Origin of the sequence: Sphingobacterium sp. BIGb0116, assembly GCF_024808035.1 — a bacterium.
Lineage (GTDB): Bacteria > Bacteroidota > Bacteroidia > Sphingobacteriales > Sphingobacteriaceae > Sphingobacterium > Sphingobacterium paramultivorum.
The window spans coordinates 187,095-206,435 of sequence record NZ_JANUDT010000006.1 but is presented as its reverse complement, the minus strand read 5'-3'; the positions used below and the strand labels follow the sequence as shown (position 1 = coordinate 206,435).

Here is a 19,341-nt window from a genome sequence, read left to right as displayed (position 1 = left end):
GAAATATTAGTTTTTTATTTACTGCATAGTATTCTATCAGGCCTTAACAAAAGGAACAATAAATCGCAACTTATTGGCAGTCCAGTTGCCCTGATACAGATTACTTCACTTCGCTAAAGTAGGATTTAATCTCTTAAATGTGCCTTTAAAAATTGACCTGTATAAGAATCTTTACAATGGATAAGTTCTTCAGGAAGTCCCGCAAAGACTAGCTTTCCACCTTTATTGCCACCCTCAGGACCAATATCGATGACCCAATCTGCCGATTTGATCATATCCATATTGTGCTCGATCACCAAGATACTGTTTCCTAAGGCAATCAGTGCATCAAATGATTTCAATAGCTTTTTAATATCCTGAAAGTGTAAGCCCGTCGTGGGCTCATCAAAGATAAAAAGTGTCTTCTTGCTGTTATTTCCCTTAATGAGGAAGGAAGCCAGCTTAATCCGCTGTGCTTCACCACCAGACAATGTACTTGACGATTGTCCGAGCTTAACGTAGCCTAGTCCAACGTCCTGTAAAGGCTGCAATTTCGCTAATATTTTAGGCTGGTCTGCAAAGAATACGATCGCTTCATCAACACTCAGCTCGAGAACATCTGCTACCGACTTGTTTTTGAAGTGTACATCAAGCACAAATTGTTTAAATCGTTTGCCTCCACATGCCTCACAGGGCAAAACGATATCGGCCATAAATTGCATTTCAATTTTAACTTCGCCTTCGCCCTGACAAACATCACAACGTCCACCTTCAACATTAAATGAAAATGCCGCAGGTTTCAATCCAGCAGCTTTGGCCGGTGCCTGGTTGGCATATAAAGCCCTGATTTCATCCCAGGCTTTCACGTAAGTCACCGGGTTGGATCGCGAAGAACGACCGATCGGGTTTTGATCGACCATTTCAACTTGTTCGACTTGGGTAATATCCCCCTCGATCGCATCATAGACCCCCGTCTGCTCACCGGAGTAATTGCCTATCGACTTCTGCAGTGCTGGGTAAAGGATACGTTTGACCAAGGAGGTCTTACCTGATCCCGAAACACCCGTTACCACAGTAAACGTATTCAATGGAAATTGTACATCAATCCCTTTGAGGTTATTCTCATGGGCTCCTTTAATGGTAACACTATTGGACCATGGACGGCGTTTTTTGGGTACCTCAATCTGGCTTTTGCCACTGAGGTATTGACCCGTAAGGCTCTTTGTATCTTTCAGAATCTGCTGATATGTACCCGCGAAGACCATTTCGCCGCCATTGATCCCGGCTTCCGGTCCGATATCGATCAGGTAATCAGCCGCCTCCATCATCTCCTGCTCATGCTCGACCACCACCACTGTATTACCAACATCGCGCAGAGATTTCAGCACAGAGATCAGGCGCTGTGTATCACGTGGATGAAGTCCAATACTTGGCTCGTCCAACACATAAATAGAACCTACGAGTGAACTTCCTAATGAAGTTGCCAGATTGATCCGCTGTGATTCCCCTCCAGAAAGGGTATTCGATAGCCGGTTCAAGGTCAGGTAACTTAATCCAACATCGCACAAAAATTGCAATCTATTATTAATTTCAGCAAGAAGTCTTTTGGCAATGACAAGTTCATTACCCACCAGCGGTAAAGTTGTAAAGAATTCCAAGGCGTCCTCCAGCGGCATCAAAACGATATCGGTGATAGACTTGCCCCCTACTTTCACGTAAGTAGCATCTTTACGTAATCGGGTCCCACGGCAGTCCGGGCAATCTGTCTTCCCACGATAGCGAGATAACATCACACGGTATTGAATTTTATAAGTCTGCTCTTCAAGTTCCTGAAAGAACTGTGTCAGGCCGGTAAAATATTTATTTCCCGTCCACAGCAACTCTTTCTGTTCAGCGGTCAGATCCATGTATGCACGATGTATTGGAAAATCAAATTTCAGGGAACTTTTAACAAGCACTTGTAACCACTCGCCCATTTTCTCCCCGCGCCAAGGGGCAATTGCGCCATCGTAGACCGAACGGCTTTTGTCTGGAATAACAAGATCAGGGTCAATACCAATGATCTTTCCATAACCTTCACATCGGCGACAGGCACCATAAGGATTATTAAAACTGAAGAAATTTGGTGTAGGTTCTTCAAATGTTATTCCATCAAGTTCAAATTTATGAGAGAAATGATGTCTTTGACCATTTTCCTCCATATAAAGTTCCCCCTTACCTTCGAAAAAACCTGTTTGGACAGAGTCAGAAAGTCGATTGACTGTGTCATCGTCCTGTTCAATGCGAACCCGGTCGACGACAATAAGCACTTCACCATCCTGAAGGTCTTTATTGGCGATGGCCTTATCATCGATAATAGCTTCGATCTTCTGCATACTATCCCCATAGACGACACGCACAAAACCTTTCTGCAACAAGAGAGACAACTCTTCTTTGAGTTTGCGTCCATGAGAAGGAATAAGTGGCGCGAGAAGCGTCAACGTTGTCCCCTCTTCCAAATTCAAGGCAAAATCCACCACTGAACTCACACTGTCTTTGGTCACCTCGCGACCAGATACAGGAGAAATTGTCTTTCCGACTCGGGCATATAACAATTTCAGATAATCATAGATCTCGGTGGATGTTCCTACCGTCGAACGGGGGTTGGAAGTAATGACACGTTGCTCTATGGCAATTGCAGGGGCGATACCTTTGATGTAATCCACCTCCGGTTTATTCATCCGTCCCATAAATTGTCTTGCGTACGAAGAGAGACTTTCGACATAACGCCGCTGTCCTTCGGCATAGAGCGTATCAAAAGCCAAGGAGGATTTTCCTGAGCCCGACATTCCAGTGATAACAACTAATTTATTTTTAGGGATATCAACGTCAATATTCTTTAAGTTATTAACTCTTGCTCCTTTTATCTGAATATATTCTTTTGGAGTGTGCTCCACCTGTTTACTCATAATAATCCTTATCTCACACAAAGTTACGTATTCTTGGCTGATTATATTCCTGCGAATTAAAAAGCAATTCGGTTTTCTATCACCTGAATTTCAAAAAAGAGCAACTGTTCCAAAGTCGGCAAAATTTTGATGAAAGGCTTCATACACGACAAACAAGTAAATCTACGACCAGCTATAAATTGAAATACATCAAACAATTTAGTTTCCCAAGCAATTATTATTTAACATTTTTTGTTTTTCGATTAATCCTTCCAAAAACAATACAGTCCTATAGGTGTTATATCTGTTATAAGCGTGTAGCATTTTTTGCAGATAGCGCGTTTAAAAAACAAATAAAAATAATAAAATGGGGTATTCAAGTTTACAACACACAAAAAACAAGAATATTTCATGGCCATTAAAATTAAATAATTGCATATATGAAAAAAAATGTATTTCAAGTAATGATGCTATTGATGATCGCATTAGTATCCTCAACAACTATTAGTAAAGCGCAAATGGTTATCGACAAAATTGACTTAGGAATTTTTCCTAGCCCAGAAAAAGGGTATAAAAAAATGGTGATTGAAGTTCCCTATTCAGAAAGTGATAAAAACAAAAAAATAGAGTTTTCGGTGGGAAAATGGATGGAAGTAGACGGATGTAATACCTTTAATTTATCGGGCACTTTAGAGAAAAAAGATCTTCAGGGCTGGGGTTATGACTATTATTTATTCAAAACAAATGGTAATGTCGCCAGCACTATGATGGCTTGCCCAAACAAAGAAAAAAGAAACCTTTTTGTTTCAGCACAACCTGAGACTGTACGTTACAATGGCAGAATGCCGATTGTGATTTACGTACCTGAAGCTTATGATGTACAATTCAAAATCTACACAACTGACGGCGACACCTATCGCGCAGCAGAGGTAAGAACAAAAAAGTAAACCGCTACAGTTATTTGGTGAACCAAATATCCATGCAATAAAAAAGCCCTCGAACAATGTTCGGGGGCTTTTTTTATATCGCGTTCCGCTATTGACTATTGGAATTTCTTCGCGTTTACTTTACGCTCATTTTCAGTCAAATAGATTTTACGCAAACGGATAGACTGTGGTGTAACCTCAATGTATTCGTCAGCTTGGATATACTCCATAGATTCCTCTAAAGAGAATTTAATCGCTGGTGCGATACGTGTGTTATCATCTGTACCCGAAGCACGCATATTTGTCAATTGTTTACCTTTAACGATGTTGATCGTTAAATCATTGTCACGGATATGCTCACCCAAGATTTGACCTTCATAAATATCCACACCTGGATCAACGAAGAACTTACCTCTGTCTTGTAACTTATCGATAGAGTATGCTGTAGTTGTACCTTTATCTAAAGAGATCAATACACCGTGCAAACGTCCAGGGATTGGTCCTCTCCAAGGCTCGTAACCTTTTAAACGGTGCGCCATAACAGCTTCACCTGCTGTAGCTGTCAACACGTTGTTACGTAAACCGATGATACCACGAGAAGGAATTTCGAACTCAAGATGTTGCATTTCACCTTTCGTCTCCATCACTAAAAGTTCACCTTTACGTTGAGTTACTAGCTCAATTACTTTACCAGAAACCTCTGCAGGCACGTCAACTACCAACACCTCGATAGGCTCACATTTTTTGCCATCAATTTCTTTTAAGATTACCTGAGGTTGACCTACTTGTAGTTCGTAACCTTCACGACGCATTGTTTCGATCAATACCGACAAGTGAAGGATACCACGTCCGTATACCAACCAAGCATCTGGAGATTCAGTGGGAACGACGCGTAAAGCCAAGTTCTTTTCTAATTCTTTTTGTAGACGATCGTGGATGTGTCTCGAAGTAACCAATTTACCTTCTTTACCGAAGAAAGGCGAGTTATTGATGGTGAACAACATGTTCATTGTTGGTTCATCAATACTGATAACTTCCAGTTGCTCCGGATTTTCGAAATCTGCAATTGTATCACCGATATCAAAACCTTCGATACCAACTACGGCACAAATATCGCCACATTTAACTTCTTCTACACGACGACGGCCTAAACCTTCGAATGTATGCAATTCTTTAACACGTGATTTCACGATCTTGCCATCACGTTTTACCAACGAAATAGGTTGACCTTCTTTGATTATACCACGCGCTACACGACCGATGGCAATACGTCCTACGAATGTAGAGTAATCCAACGATGTGATCTGCATTTGTAATGTACCTTCAACAAATGGGGAAGGTGGGAAATGACTGATGATAGCATCTAATAATTCAGACACATCTTCTTTCTTTTCTTTCCAATCTGTTGACATCCAACCATGTTTGGATGAACCATATAATACAGGGAATGCTAATTGTTCTTCTGTCGCATCTAGGCTAAAGAATAAATCAAATACATTCTCGTAAACCTCTTCAGGACGACAGTTTTCTTTATCGACTTTATTGACAACTACCAACGGTTTCAACCCCAGGGATAATGCCTTTTGTGTAACGAAACGTGTTTGTGGCATCGGACCTTCGAACGCATCCACAAGCAAAACAACACCATCAGCCATTTTCAATACACGCTCAACCTCACCACCGAAATCGGCGTGACCAGGTGTATCAATAACGTTAATTTTTACGCCTTTATATTCAACAGAAACGTTTTTAGCGACAATAGTAATACCGCGTTCACGTTCTAAATCATTATTATCCAGAATTAAATCACCTGTACCATCATTGTCTCTAAAAAGATTTGTGAAGTGTAAGATTTTGTCTACCAACGTAGTTTTACCGTGATCGACGTGAGCGATAATCGCTATGTTTCTAATATTTTGCATCTAGCAAGTAAATTTGTTTTTAAATTCAGGGTGCAAAGATAAACATTTTGCACCATAAATTTTATAACTATGTGTATTTTATTTAATTACACCTAATTCTTTACCTACTTTAGTAAAGGCGGCGATTGCTTTATCCAGGTGAGTAACTTCGTGTCCTGCCGAAATCTGCACACGGATACGAGCTTTTCCCTGAGGTACAACAGGATAATAGAAACCTATTACATAAATTCCCTCATCCAACATCTTGGATGCAAATTCCTGCGCTAATTTCGCGTCATACAGCATCACAGGCACAATCGGGTGGAAACCTGGTTTGATATCAAATCCAGCAGCCGTCATTTTTTCACGGAAGTAGATTGTATTTGATTCCAATTTATCACGTAATGCAGTTGTCTCGCTCAGCATGTCCAAGACCGCAACAGAAGCTCCGGCAATTGCTGGTGCTAGGGTATTCGAAAATAAATAAGGACGTGAACGCTGACGTAACAAATCGATGATTTCTTTTTTACCGGAAGTAAAACCTCCAGAAGCACCACCTAACGCCTTACCTAAAGTACCTGTAATGATATCTACACGATCAATTACATTGAAAAGCTCGTGTGTACCACGTCCAGTTGCACCGATAAATCCTGTACAATGCGACTCATCGATCATCACTAGCGCCTGGTATTTATCCGCAAGATCACAGATCTGGTCTAATGGAGCTACAGATCCATCCATCGAAAACGCTCCATCTGTAACAATGATTTTATGCCGAGCACCGGATGCGGCCTGTAATTGCGCTTCCAGATCAGCCATATCCGCATTTTTATAGCGGAAACGTTGCGCTTTACATAAACGAACACCGTCTATGATAGAGGCGTGATTTAATTCGTCGGAAATGATGGCATCTTCGGCTCCAAATAACGGCTCAAACACCCCACCGTTAGCGTCGAATGCTGCCGCATATAAAATAGTATCTTCTGTTCCGAGGAACGTAGAAATTTTTGCTTCTAATTCTTTATGCACATCTTGGGTACCGCAGATGAAACGTACGGAAGACATTCCATAACCGTGTGTATCAATCGCTTTCTTAGCAGCTTCGATTACTTTTGGATGTGAAGAAAGTCCCAAATAATTGTTAGCACAAAAATTGACAACTTCCTGTCCTGTGCTTACTTTGATGTCTGCTCCTTGTGGAGTAACGATCACCCGCTCTTGTTTATACAATCCCGCTTCTTTGATTGCTTCCAATTCCTTTTCTAAAACTGGTTGTAATGTATTGTACATAATTCGATTTTATTTTTTTATACAATATTACAGTTTTTTCATTGGAATAAGTTGCTTTACCTTTCGAGAAAAGGGCTATTCACGGAGAATTCACCCCAAATCAATGATTTGGTAACATTAAACCGATTGCATAAAATTCCTTTTTTCGATCGATCTACTTTTCCTCTTGCTTTGATAGCGACCAACAGGGAGACAAGCCCTAGACATCTTCGACCTGTAAGCAGGGTGCATGCGCGGTGCCTCAATGGTAAATCCACCTTAAAAAGGTGGACTCAACGTGGACTCAAGGTGGACTCATTGTGCTTGCAGTCCGAAGTTGGTGTAACCTTATCTCAACTTTGGTCTCTCGCATTTTAGCTGAAAAGCGCCGGAATTTTAATAACAGATAGGAACGAAAGCTAGCGGATTTAAGCTATCGCATAACAAAAGGTCTTATCCATAAAAATTTCGTAAAAATAGCGTGTTAGGCGCCCCAATGTGAATTACTCGTAACGGAGCGCATCGACTGGATCCAGTTTAGATGCTTTTGAGGCCGGGTAATAGCCCGATAGCATACCGACGAGTCCACATACCGCGAAACCCAAAATAATCGCTCCCCAAGGTATAATAAAGGATGTGCCGAGCTGCAGCGCCAGAATATTACCAATCAAAATGCCTATAAAGATCCCGGCGACACCTCCAATCATACAGATCACAATTGCTTCCATCAGAAATTGTTTACGTATAACACTTGGTGTTGCACCGATTGCCTTACGAATACCGATCTCTCGTGTACGTTCAGTGACCGAAACTAGCATGATGTTCATCAATCCGATTGAAGCTCCCACAAGGGTTATAAAAGCAATCACGACCGCTCCCAAAGTAACCATAGCCATATTTTGCATCAGCATCTGGGCAACCGCATCTGATTTGGTGATTTCAAAATCATTTGACTGCCGTGATGCCAATCCGCGGATATTTCTAAATACGATTGTAGCTTCGCCGATTGCCGCTTCCAATCGCATGGGGTCATTGGAAGAAACAGTGATCACATAGGAAGGCTCGGTACCCTGCATCACTGCCCTGGCCTTGATCAGGGGAATAAAGCAGGCTCTGTCCCCACCCATCCCGGCAGAAGAACCTTTACTTTTTAAAACTCCTATCACCAAATAGCGGATATTGTTAACAGTAATAAACTGTCCTATTGGATCAATAATTTCGTTGAATAGCATTTTACTCACTTCACTACCGATGATGATCACGCCACTACCTGTTTCAACCTCTCGCGTAGAAAAATTACGGCCTTCGCTGACAACATACCCTGATGTCTGCAGATAATTTTCATCTGTCCCGATCAGGCCAATATTAGGGTTTGTCTTTTTGGATTGATATTTTGCTGTTGTATTCCAACTCACATTGGCACTGATTGATGTCAACGCATTAAAGTGAAAATCCTGTCTGAATCTTGCAGACTGTGCGTAGGTAATATTAGCAAAGACTTTTGAGCGAGTCCCTTCATTACCGATCCGAACATTCAATCCCCTGTTGCGTATGTTGAAGGAATTTGACCCCATCGACGAAAAGGAATCTGTCAGCGAGTTTTTCATGGCATCAATCGAGGTCAATACCCCTATTAATGCCATCATCCCTATGGCAATGATCAGTGCTGTTAAAAATGTCCGCAGCTTATTCCCTACAATGGACTGTAGTGCAAGCTTGACATTTTCAACATAAGACATTTTTACGGCCATAGAGCTGGTATTTATAATTTGTAGGGATGAAAATACTGTAATTCCAGCACAAAACCAAAAAGGCAATTTACTTCCTAGAAATAAATTGCCTTTTTGGTGGAATCTGACCTATCCATGCAAGCGGATTATTTTGATTTTGCAGCCATTTTCTATCTTAATTAATTCTTTTCCATGTCTCGGTGCGTCCAAGCAAGCTCACACCCACATAGCCTCTGATATCAAGCTTATCACCTTTTAAGGTCATCTTGCAGCTATACGTTTTGCCCGACTTCGGATCATAGATTTTTCCGTCAACATAAGTATTGCCATCTTTATCAAAATTGGTCAAAATTTCGAGTCCCTGTACATTTCTACTCTGCAGTGCTTTATCTGGATTTTTTATATCTTTCTTCGGCTGACCGGCTTCATTATTTGGAAATTTCAGCCAATAGAGCTTGCCAAAAAACTTCTCGCCTTTCTTGTAAATTTCAACGCGACCTTCTCCGCTTGGGTTTTCCCACTTTCCGATGATGGGATCTGTTTGCGCAAATAATGCTACTGTAGTCAGCAGCATTATGAATGACATCATAATTTTCTTCATGGGTCTATTATTTTATGAACTTAATTCTCTCAATTTCCACGCTATTGTTAATATGATCGCTTTTACCCCCCCAAACACTCCTATCGATCCATTTCTACCATCAGCAATCTCCCCACTTAACGAATATAATGACTGACCACCAAATAACAATAGCATCATAGCTTCTGAATAAATATACAAAATATTTACTATGCTTGCATATATTTTTATTTCTAAAACTGCTCATCTCCAATCGGACGGCCCGCACTAATCCACGCCAACGGCCCATCAACGCCCATTTCTCCAGAAGACTTAAATTCATAATCTAAACAAAGTTTGGCATCGGGTTTGCACGATAGTTATTATATTATTACTTTATTTACTCTTTATAAATTAGCACATATTATGAAATTTATTATTAGTCTTTTACTTACTGGTGTAGTCGTCGCAATTGCATGCTGGATTGTCCCCGGCGCTCACGTTGCCGGATTCGGTTGGGCTATCGTTACAGGACTCGTCATTGGATTTGTCAATGCGACTGTGGGATCGATTTTAAGGTTATTTACATTCCCGTTGAATTGGCTTACCCTTGGCCTGATTTCCTTTATTATTACCGTATTGATGGTCTTGTTATCAGATTCACTACTCGGCTCCAAATTTGATGTAGATGGATTCTGGACCGCTGCGCTGTTTGCCATTGTCGTTGCCATATTGGAAATGATTATTGGCAGTACTTCGAAAGATTAAAAATACATTCATAAAATAGCAGCGGGCGTCCGCATCAATACATGTGGACGCCTTTTCATTGCTCAGCGATTGCCACCCTTTCTTGCCGACATCATCTTCCTTTACTGACAGCATCTGTCGTTTGAAAAACAGATAGTTTACTGTTCCACTTCCTTTAAAATAATCGTCTAAAATAATCATCCTTATGGGTGAGTTTATCCTCATTTCCCTCGCTTTTTACAGCAGAATTCGCTAAATTTAATTCTTTAAAAGAACCGCTGATATATGTGCGAACACAACCACGAGCATAACCATGACACACAGGAGCACGGCCTTCCAACAAAGGAGCATCCTTGGTGGATCGCTCAAAGTAAGCTCCTCATGGCCCTTGTCATTCTACTTACTTTACTCCTATTGAAATATGCTTTTAAGATCAGCCTTCCCTTTGGCATCAACTTGACCTTAAATAGCATCGCCTATCTTCTCGCGGGAATCCCCGTTATTCAAATGGCATTGCGCAAGGCAAGTCGTGGCGATATTTTTAATGAATTTTTTTTAATGACCGTTGCAACATTGGGAGCTTTCGCCATTGGAGAATTTGAAGAGGGCGTCGCGGTCATGGTCTTCTATCAAATCGGAGAATGGTTTCAGGATACTGCCGTCGACAATGCCAAGAAATCAATCAAATCCTTATTGGATATCCGCCCTGACACAGTAACGGTCATACGCAATGGGCAGCAACAGCAGATAAATCCAAAAACTGTCACAATTGGCGAAATTATCCTTGTAAAAGCTGGAGAAAAAGTGGCTCTGGATGGTACATTGAAAACGGAAAAAGCGGCATTTAACACTGCTGCTCTGACTGGGGAGAGTAAACCCGATACAAAATATTCCGGTGATGCTGTTTTTGCAGGTATGATCAATTTGGAAACAGTCGTTGAAATTGAGGTATCCAACGTATTTGAAGATAGCAAGTTGAGCAAAATTCTCGAAATGGTTCAGGATGCCACTGCACGAAAATCCAAAACTCAGTTGTTTATTGCTCGATTTGCCAAAATATATGTCCCCATCATCTTTGGGCTTGCGCTCTTGGTCCTTATTGCACCCCTATTTTTTGTTCATGACTATAATTTTAAGGACTGGTTCTACCGGAGTTTAGTCTTTCTGGTGATCAGCTGTCCCTGCGCCCTGGTCGTTTCCATTCCCCTGGGTTATTTTGGCGGTATAGGCTTAGCTTCCCGAAATGGTATATTATTTAAGGGCGGGAACTTCCTCGATGCCATCACTTCAGTCGATACCGTTGTCATGGATAAAACGGGTACGCTTACAGCCGGTGTCTTTGAGGTAACCGAAGTTTTTGCCGTCAATGGAGATCCAGAGGAATTATTGAACTATGCGAAAGCCATTGAGGCACATTCAACACACCCCATTGCGAAGGCGATCGCCAGTTATCATCCCGGCAGTGCCGCATTTCAGGCTGAGAAAATCCAGGAAATAGCAGGCCACGGGCTCCTCGCTACTGTTAACGGAAAGCACACACTCGCGGGCAACAGCAAGTTACTGGACAAATTCGATATTAGCTATCCGGCAGATCTAAGGCAAATGGCATACTCCATTGTATTACTTGCCATCGAAGGTCAATATGCGGGTTATATTACTGTTGCGGATCGAATTAAACCAAATGCCAAAGCTGTGATCCAAGCCATGCATGCTCAAGGTTTGTATACAGTTATGTTATCTGGAGATAAAACAGCGGTGGTAGATGAAGTCGCCAAAGAACTTGGACTCGACAAAGCCTATGGCGATCTTCTTCCTGAGGATAAAGTAAGCCATGTACAGCAGCTGATTGACCAAGGACGCCGCGTTGCCTTTGCCGGCGATGGCGTAAACGATGCTCCTGTAGTTGCCTTAGCACATGTAGGTATTGCTATGGGCGGACTGGGAGCTGATGCAACCATTGAAACTGCTGATGTTGTGATCCAAAACGATGAGCCACACAAGATTTTGTCGGCCATAAAAATTGGAAAAATAACCCGAAGTATTGTCTGGCAGAATGTCATCCTGGCGATGGGAATAAAAATCATTGTTTTGATCCTCGGCGCCGGGGGGATTGCAACACTTTGGGAAGCGGTCATTGCTGATGTGGGGGTAGCTCTTCTGGCGATTTTAAATGCCATTCGGATCCAGCATAAACAAGTTTAAAAACTGAGCGATCATGTAATGCCCCAAAAAAGCACTGCCCCCAAAAAGTTAGATACTTTCTGAGGGCAGTCCTGTTGTATCAAGGATCTCTTTTAGATCCTAGTTAGAAATTTAATCCCGCCAAGCTTTATAGGCATTGATCAATCCATTGGTAGAAGAGTCATGACTCGTAACCGTATTCGCGTCACTTAATTCCGGAAGGATTTGATTGGCCAATTGTTTACCTAGCTCCACACCCCATTGATCAAAACTATAAATATTCCAGATCACACCCTGCACAAAAATCTTATGCTCATAAAATGCGATAAGTCGTCCTAAAGTACGTGGTGTCATTATTTTGAACAGGATTGAATTCGTCGGGCGATTACCCTCAAAGACTTTATAGGCTTTAAGCGCTTCTATTTCTTGGTCCGATTTGCCTGCTTTCTTGAATTCAGCAACTACTTCTTCCTCCGTTTTGCCATTCATCAACGCCTCAGTCTGTGCAAAAAAGTTGGACAATAGCAATTGGTGGTGGTTTCCGATCGGATTAAGACTATTGGCAGGGGCAATGAAATCACAAGGAATCAATTTGGTTCCCTGGTGAATCAACTGATAGAAGGCATGCTGCCCGTTCGTACCCGGTTCACCCCATATAATCGGTCCAGTCTGATAATCCACCTGTTGACCATTACGGTCAACATATTTGCCATTACTCTCCATATCCCCTTGTTGGAAATACGCAGCAAAACGGTGCAGATATTGATCGTAAGGAAGAATAGCATGACTTTCGGCCTGGAAAAAATTATTATACCATACCCCAAGCAAAGCCAATATCACGGGAATATTGGATTCGAAAGAAGTTTCCTTAAAATGAACGTCCGCATCGTAGGCACCTTTCAAAAGGTCCTCGAAATTATCAAAGCCTATTGCCAAGCTAATTGAAAGACCTATAGCAGACCATAGGGAATAACGACCGCCTACCCAGTCCCAAAACTCAAACATATTTTGAGTATCTATTCCAAAGGCACGTACTGCTTCTGTATTGGTGCTCAACGCGGCAAAATGCTTAGCGACATCCTCCTGAAGGGCACCACTCGCCAAAAACCAGTCTTTGGCTGTATGGGCATTGGCCATCGTTTCCTGCGTTGTGAAAGTTTTTGAGGCAATCAGAAACAAGGTTGTTTCAGGATCCACAGCTTTCAATGTTTCAGCAATGTGTGTACCGTCTACGTTGGAGACAAAATGTACATTTAAGCGCGTTTTATACGCTTTTAATGCTTCTGTTACCATCACAGGACCTAGATCTGAACCACCGATACCGATATTAACCACATCTGTAATTTCTTTACCCGTACACCCTTTCCACTGACCAGATATAATCTTTTCCGTAAAAGCTTTCATTTGTGCCAGCACGCGTTTAACGTCGGGCATAACATCTTTTCCGTCCACATAAACGGGTTGATCGGATTGATTTCGCAAAGCGGTGTGTAATACCGGTCTGTTTTCGGTCACGTTGATGCGCTCACCGGAGAACATCGCTGCTATCGCATCAGCAAGACCACATTCTTTAGCCAACTGGACTAAGAGCACTTTTGTCTCTTCGGTAATCCGATTTTTGGAGTAATCCAAAAGTATATCTTCGAAAGCGATCGAGAACTTCTCAAAACGTGCGGGATCTGCGGCAAAAAGTGCACGTAAATCTTTTTTTTCGCTATTGCTAGATAGACCTGATAATGAATCAAAATGCTGCGCTAGATTCTTATAGGCCTCAGTCTTTGTAAAATTAATTTTTGGGAACATACTGTTTTTACTGAAATTATTTGTTTTAAACATCAATAAGAGCCTTCGGTATTTCTATACTACATATCGTGTAGATCTTTAAATGAAGGTTTATTCCGTTGACAATACCAAAACTAAAAAAAAAAGGTCAAATTATCCCTATTTGGCAATCTATATTGGGCGCGAAGTTATTCGATAGAAGCACGAATTTATTAATTAAAATTTCTACTTTAGCGGATATGACAAAAGAACAAATTCAAGACTTGAGGGATCGTGTTACTTCCCTGAGGAGGCATCTTTGACATCGATGCACGCAAAGAAGAAATAGAAAGAGATCAAGCTATTACGCTTGAAGCGAGCTTTTGGGATGATTCCAAAGCTGCAGAAAAAATACTCTTGGCCATAAAAAACCAAAAGGTATGGACAGACCACTTCGACGAAGTTGCAGCGGCGGTTGAAGACGCATATGTCATGTATGAATTCTTCCAATCTGGCGACGCGAGTGATAAGGAAGTGGACGACCAATATAAACTAGCTTTAGCGCAAGTCGAGGAACTCGAATTCAAAAACATGCTTAGCGCCGAAGAAGATCAGCTGGATGCAATTTTACAGATTACAGCTGGTGCCGGCGGGACTGAAAGCTGCGACTGGGCTGCCATGCTGATGCGTATGTATATTATGTGGGGCGAGAAAAATGGGTATAAAGTGACCGAACAAGATTCGCAGGAAGGTGACGTTGCAGGTATTAAGAGTGTAACATTACAGATATCAGGCGATTTTGCTTATGGCTACCTTAAGGGAGAAAACGGTGTACACAGGCTCGTTCGGATTTCTCCGTTTGATTCCAATGCAAAACGCCATACCTCTTTCGCGTCTGTTTATGTCTATCCTCTGATCGATGATAATATTGAGATTGATGTTAAGGATTCGGAAATCGAATGGGACACGTTCCGCTCAGGTGGTGCAGGAGGTCAGAACGTAAATAAGGTGGAAACAGCTGTTCGATTACATCACAAACCTACTGGCATTATTATTAAAAATCAGGAATCCAGATCGCAATTGCAAAACAAAGAAAATGCGATGCGCTTATTGAAATCACAGTTATATGAGATTGAAATGCGTAAACGCCAGGAAGCTTCCGCTGCTATTGAAGGCAACAAGAAGAAAATAGAATGGGGATCCCAAATTCGAAATTATGTCCTACATCCTTATAAGTTAATTAAAGATTTACGGACCAATTACGAAACATCCAATACACAGGCTGTGCTGGATGGTGATCTAAATGATTTTCTAAAAAATTATCTAATGGAATTTGGCGGATAAAGACGATTCCGAAACTTGATGATATTGAAGACGTTCTCTTTTAGAGGCGTCTTTTTTTTTGCACTATCCCTTGCTTTTTTTATTTGGCTTAAGTTGATTTCTTCACCTGACCCATTGCCCCCTTTCCAACACAGTTTGTCACAGAAATTGTCAATTTCTCTTAACAATCAGCAGGCAAATGTTAAAAAACCTTAAAAGTCTACTGCCCATATCGTTATTATATTTTAATCAATTTTTATTACAAAATACAGTTAAAAAACTGAAAACAAGCAACTTGCGTAACGTTATTTTGTATCAAGAACGTTACAATTTGAGCAGTCGGGTCATTTTTGGCACAAAATAAAGGCATGTGTTTTGCGTTTATGGATTCGTAATATTTTCATTACAAATGATACCGATTGCGGCATCGATTAAATATAGAATGAACGAATGTATATCTAAAATAGAACGGTTATGAATTACATGAAAGAAAACTCGATCGTATCCAAGCAGATGACCAAACAATGGAAGCCTGCTGTATATGATGTAAATGCAGGAGAAAAGCGATCTGATAATACAGTGAGCAAAAACGAGGAAAGCAACTTTGGTCCAAAAGAATATGGTATTTTTGGAGCGACTTTTTTTATACTATTTGCGTCAGTTTTTGGCGTATACATGCTTCAGCCAGATTTTGATGCATTACGTTTCCAACGTTTAGACAGCATCGGCGGAACATTTCTGATCGCCTTAGGTATATTTTTAGCTGCTATCGCCGTTAGCTTTTTGATTTTTTTGATTGTACTACATCGTAAATATAAACCCATCGCTTCTGTATCGGACGATGAGCTACCTACTTGTACGATTATTGTTCCAGCTTATAATGAAGGACAGTTAGTCTATGATACCTTACATAGTTTGGCTAGCAGTGATTATCCGGAGAAGAAACTTCAGATCATCGCCATTGATGACGGTAGTAAGGACAATACCTTTGCCTGGATACAACGTGCCAAAATGGAATTGGGCGATCGTGTTGAAATTTATCAGCAGCCCAAGAATATGGGTAAGAGACATGCTTTGTACCGTGGATTTAAGTTAGGTACGGGAGAAATCTTTATTACGGTTGATAGTGATTCTATTGTTAAAAAGGATACTATACGTAATATGGCGAGTCCTTTTGTAACAAACAAGGAATGTGGAGCTGTTGCGGGTAATGTGCGCGTATTGAATAATAAAAAAGCGATTATACCTCGTATGTTGAATGTTAGCTTCGTATTCAGCTTTGAGTTTGTACGTTCTGCGCAAAGTATGTTGGGTACGGTCATGTGTACACCAGGAGCCTTGTCCGGCTATCGTAAAGAGGCTGTCATGAACTGTTTGGAGGATTGGATCAACCAGACTTTTATGGGGCAACCGTCTGATATCGGTGAAGATCGCGCTATGACGAATATGATCCTAAAACAAGGGTATCATGTGTTATTTCAATCCAATGCATACGTTTATACCGACACTCCTGTACGTTACAAAAATCTGTATAAGATGTTTATCCGTTGGGAACGAAGCAACGTGCGCGAAAACATTGCGATGAGTAAATTTGCATTTAAGAATTTCCGTCAAGGACCTAAATGGGGAGCACGTATCTTATTGCTTATGCAATGGAAAAAAGTATTATTGTCTTATCCAATGATGTTATTGATGCTGTGGACTGTATTTCATTATCCATTGATGTTCTTAAGCTCAACGTTGGTCGGTATCTTAATATTTTCCAGCATCCAGGCCTATTTCTTTGCTTCTAAAAACTCTGACGCCAAAGAAGCCTTTTGGGCATATAGCTATAGTATCTTTTATGCCTTCAGTTTATTTTGGATTACACCTTATGCCATTGCGACAGCTGGACGCAGAGGTTGGTTGACAAGGGGTTAAATGATAAGACCACGCGGCGGTTTTCCTGTTACTTTCTATGATCTGTAACAGGAAAACCGCCGTTTTTTTATATTAAAAATCCAATGCAATCGTTTGATTAAAAAAAACATTATCATATTTTTTGTTTTTAATACTAACTTAACACCACAATTATAAATTTGGCCTAAATTAAACTAAGGGAGTACACAAATTGCGGTAATTATGGAACAGTTAGATGACACCGTGCTATTCGTTGGGATTCAAGCCAATGACCGTCATGCTTTTTCGGAATTAGTCAATCGCTATTCTGCTATACTTTTTCGATTTATACAGCGCCGTGTTTCCTGTGTTGAAGACTGTGAAGATATCCTGCAGGAGGTATTTGTCGCCCTTTGGAACAATAGACACAAAATAAACATTGAGTTCTCCCTCTATCCGTATCTTTTTAAAACAGCCAAGTACAAAATCATTGACTGGACTATTCATGAACAAAGGAAAGTTGTCCGTGCTGAAAACCTCTCCAAGACCTTTCAAACACAAACTTTAACCACGACATCTGAAGAAGAACTATTGGCAAAGGAACTCGCTGTGCTTATCGAGCAAGAAATTGACAAGATGCCTTCAACAATGCGATCTGCTTTCTCGCTTAGCAGAAAAGAATCCATGTCCATTAAAGATATCGCCACGGAACTTGCACTATCAGAACAAACCGTAAAAAACAATATCTCCCTGGCTTTAGGCTGGCTCAAGCTTCGATTCAAATAATAAATCCGCTAGACGAACTTGTGTCATGCGGTCTCATTTCCCAATACCTCACAATTTAAAAACACTGTAATACAGTAATTTATATTTTTTTTAATTTTTCTTCGGTACTTCTCTTCGCATAAGGGGATTATAGGTTTGTATGAAGGAACAAGAATCATCAGATCAAGCCAAAGCCTTGCTTAAAAAATACTTGGAAGGCCAATGTACAGCTGCGGAAGAACAACAGGTACTCCGTTGGTTTTATACATTGGACCAATCCGAGAACGAGCTGTCAGTGAACGAAAATCCACCCGACCTGGCATCACGTATCAATGCAAGATTAGATGACCAACTATTTGATGAACCCGCACCGCTCAAACGAATGAGCTGGGTACGATCTAAATGGATGGTTGCTGCCACGCTTATCGCCATTTCGGGGTTTAGCTTCTGGTTCTATCAAAAATTGTCCTCACCAGCACAAATACCGCTTACATTGGCTGCGGAGGTTCGTTCCCACAATAAGACTTTTCACAACGACATCCTTCCGGGAGGACATTATGCAAAACTTATAACACCGACAGGAAAAGAGCAGCAGCTCGCAGATCCATTTGTCCAACAGCATAATTCAACGACAGCTATAGCTGGGAAAAATTTCCGTGTTGATGTACCCAAGGCCGGCACTTATATGGTCATTTTAGAAGATGGTACAAAAGTATGGCTCAATTCGCTCACTCAACTTTCTTATCCAACACATTTTGAGGCAGATCAACGTCAAGTTACATTAACGGGAGAAGCTTATTTTAAGGTCGCTAAGGATGCCAGCCGACCTTTCCGCATCCACGCCAATGGCACAACAATCGAAGTATTGGGCACCACATTCAACGTCAACGCGTATCAAAATGAAGTGTCCACTTCACTCGTAGAGGGAAGTGTAAAAGTTCTTAAAGAGGGCAAGCAGACAATTATTAAACCCGGTGAGCAGGCGACAACATTGGCGAATGATATTCAGGTCAAAGTAAGTGATCTAGCGAAAAATACAGCATGGCAGCGTGAAGAATTTTATTTCGACGGCAGCAATTTCAACGATATCACGCAGCAAATTGCACGTTGGTATAATGTTGAATTTAAAAATATCGAAGCCATCACCAACGCTTCTACCTACAAAGGCTCCATAAGCAGAAACAGCAAGCTTTCGGAAGTATTGGAGATCCTTGCTTTAGCGACAGGGCGAAAATTCGACATCAACGGTCGGAACGTAATCGTGCAATGAAATTGATTATCTACCTAAAAAATACATCTATGGCATAAACATCGACTTATCGCCTGGCAATAACAAAAGAAGGGGATGTTGACGCATCCCCAGTTAAATCCAAGGCTTATTTTACTGATTACCAA

14 protein-coding genes are annotated in these 19,341 nt (G+C 41.1%); 7 read left to right on the top strand and 7 right to left on the bottom strand.

From position 1 onward, the window contains the following. Positions 1-125: 125 nt before the first annotated feature. The gene (gene uvrA / locus M2419_RS15800; RefSeq protein WP_259255331.1) at positions 126-2,927 is read right to left on the bottom strand and encodes an excinuclease ABC subunit UvrA; all 2,802 of its coding nucleotides are present in this window, start codon (positions 2,925-2,927) and stop codon (positions 126-128) included. Positions 2,928-3,346: 419 nt separating this feature from the next. Here uvrA and M2419_RS15795 point away from each other — a divergent pair, with 419 nt between their 5' ends. Then, on the top strand, positions 3,347-3,853 hold the full coding sequence (locus M2419_RS15795) for an ecotin family protein (protein WP_182330526.1): 507 nt from the start codon (positions 3,347-3,349) through the stop codon (positions 3,851-3,853). Positions 3,854-3,948: 95 nt separating this feature from the next. Here the strand turns inward: M2419_RS15795 and typA are convergent, their stop codons facing one another. The 5 genes from typA to M2419_RS15770 form a co-directional block, all read right to left on the bottom strand. After that, positions 3,949-5,754: a translational GTPase TypA gene (gene typA / locus M2419_RS15790; RefSeq protein ID WP_153845355.1), complete on the bottom strand. Its 1,806-nt coding sequence runs from the start codon at positions 5,752-5,754 to the stop codon at positions 3,949-3,951. A gap of 78 nt (positions 5,755-5,832) precedes the next feature. Beyond that, complete coding sequence (gene kbl / locus M2419_RS15785) at positions 5,833-7,023, bottom strand: glycine C-acetyltransferase (protein WP_153845354.1); 1,191 nt, start codon at positions 7,021-7,023, stop codon at positions 5,833-5,835. 482 nt (positions 7,024-7,505) lie between these two features. Then, positions 7,506-8,753 carry an ABC transporter permease gene (locus M2419_RS15780; protein WP_088159803.1) on the bottom strand — a complete coding sequence of 416 codons (1,248 nt, stop codon included), beginning with the start codon at positions 8,751-8,753 and terminating at the stop codon, positions 7,506-7,508. A 154-nt stretch (positions 8,754-8,907) separates the two neighbouring features. Further along, positions 8,908-9,333, bottom strand: a complete 426-nt coding sequence (locus tag M2419_RS15775) for a DUF2147 domain-containing protein (protein ID WP_153845353.1) — start codon at positions 9,331-9,333, stop codon at positions 8,908-8,910. Between the two features lie 12 nt (positions 9,334-9,345). Beyond that, positions 9,346-9,492, bottom strand: coding sequence for a hypothetical protein (locus tag M2419_RS15770; RefSeq protein WP_259255330.1), 147 nt, complete (start codon positions 9,490-9,492; stop codon positions 9,346-9,348). Positions 9,493-9,717: 225 nt separating this feature from the next. On the opposite strand from M2419_RS15770, the gene M2419_RS15765 reads away from it, so the two are divergent. Together M2419_RS15765 and M2419_RS15760 are read left to right on the top strand one after the other, a co-directional pair. Continuing rightward, positions 9,718-10,059, top strand: coding sequence for a phage holin family protein (locus M2419_RS15765; protein WP_153845352.1), 342 nt, complete (start codon positions 9,718-9,720; stop codon positions 10,057-10,059). A 264-nt stretch (positions 10,060-10,323) separates the two neighbouring features. Next, complete coding sequence (locus M2419_RS15760; protein ID WP_259255329.1) at positions 10,324-12,240, top strand: heavy metal translocating P-type ATPase; 1,917 nt, start codon at positions 10,324-10,326, stop codon at positions 12,238-12,240. A gap of 111 nt (positions 12,241-12,351) precedes the next feature. Here the strand turns inward: M2419_RS15760 and pgi are convergent, their stop codons facing one another. After that, positions 12,352-14,022 carry a glucose-6-phosphate isomerase gene (pgi, locus tag M2419_RS15755; RefSeq protein ID WP_153845350.1) on the bottom strand — a complete coding sequence of 557 codons (1,671 nt, stop codon included), beginning with the start codon at positions 14,020-14,022 and terminating at the stop codon, positions 12,352-12,354. A gap of 218 nt (positions 14,023-14,240) precedes the next feature. Here pgi and prfB point away from each other — a divergent pair. The 4 genes from prfB to M2419_RS15735 all read left to right on the top strand — a co-directional run bounded on the left by prfB (position 14,241) and on the right by M2419_RS15735 (position 19,216). Further along, positions 14,241-15,324 (top strand): peptide chain release factor 2 gene (prfB, locus tag M2419_RS15750; RefSeq protein WP_153845349.1). Its coding sequence is split into 2 segments (ribosomal slippage): positions 14,241-14,300 and positions 14,302-15,324, totalling 1,083 coding nucleotides; the frame shifts between segments, so codons are not numbered across the junction. A 453-nt stretch (positions 15,325-15,777) separates the two neighbouring features. Continuing rightward, a complete protein-coding gene (locus tag M2419_RS15745; protein ID WP_202883708.1) occupies positions 15,778-17,223 on the top strand; it encodes a glycosyltransferase family 2 protein in 1,446 nt (481 codons plus the stop codon). Positions 17,224-17,424: 201 nt separating this feature from the next. After that, positions 17,425-17,967, top strand: a complete 543-nt coding sequence (locus M2419_RS15740; protein ID WP_153845348.1) for an RNA polymerase sigma factor — start codon at positions 17,425-17,427, stop codon at positions 17,965-17,967. Positions 17,968-18,106: 139 nt separating this feature from the next. Then, on the top strand, positions 18,107-19,216 hold the full coding sequence (locus tag M2419_RS15735) for a FecR domain-containing protein (protein WP_153845347.1): 1,110 nt from the start codon (positions 18,107-18,109) through the stop codon (positions 19,214-19,216). The last annotated feature ends 125 nt before the right edge of the window (positions 19,217-19,341 follow it).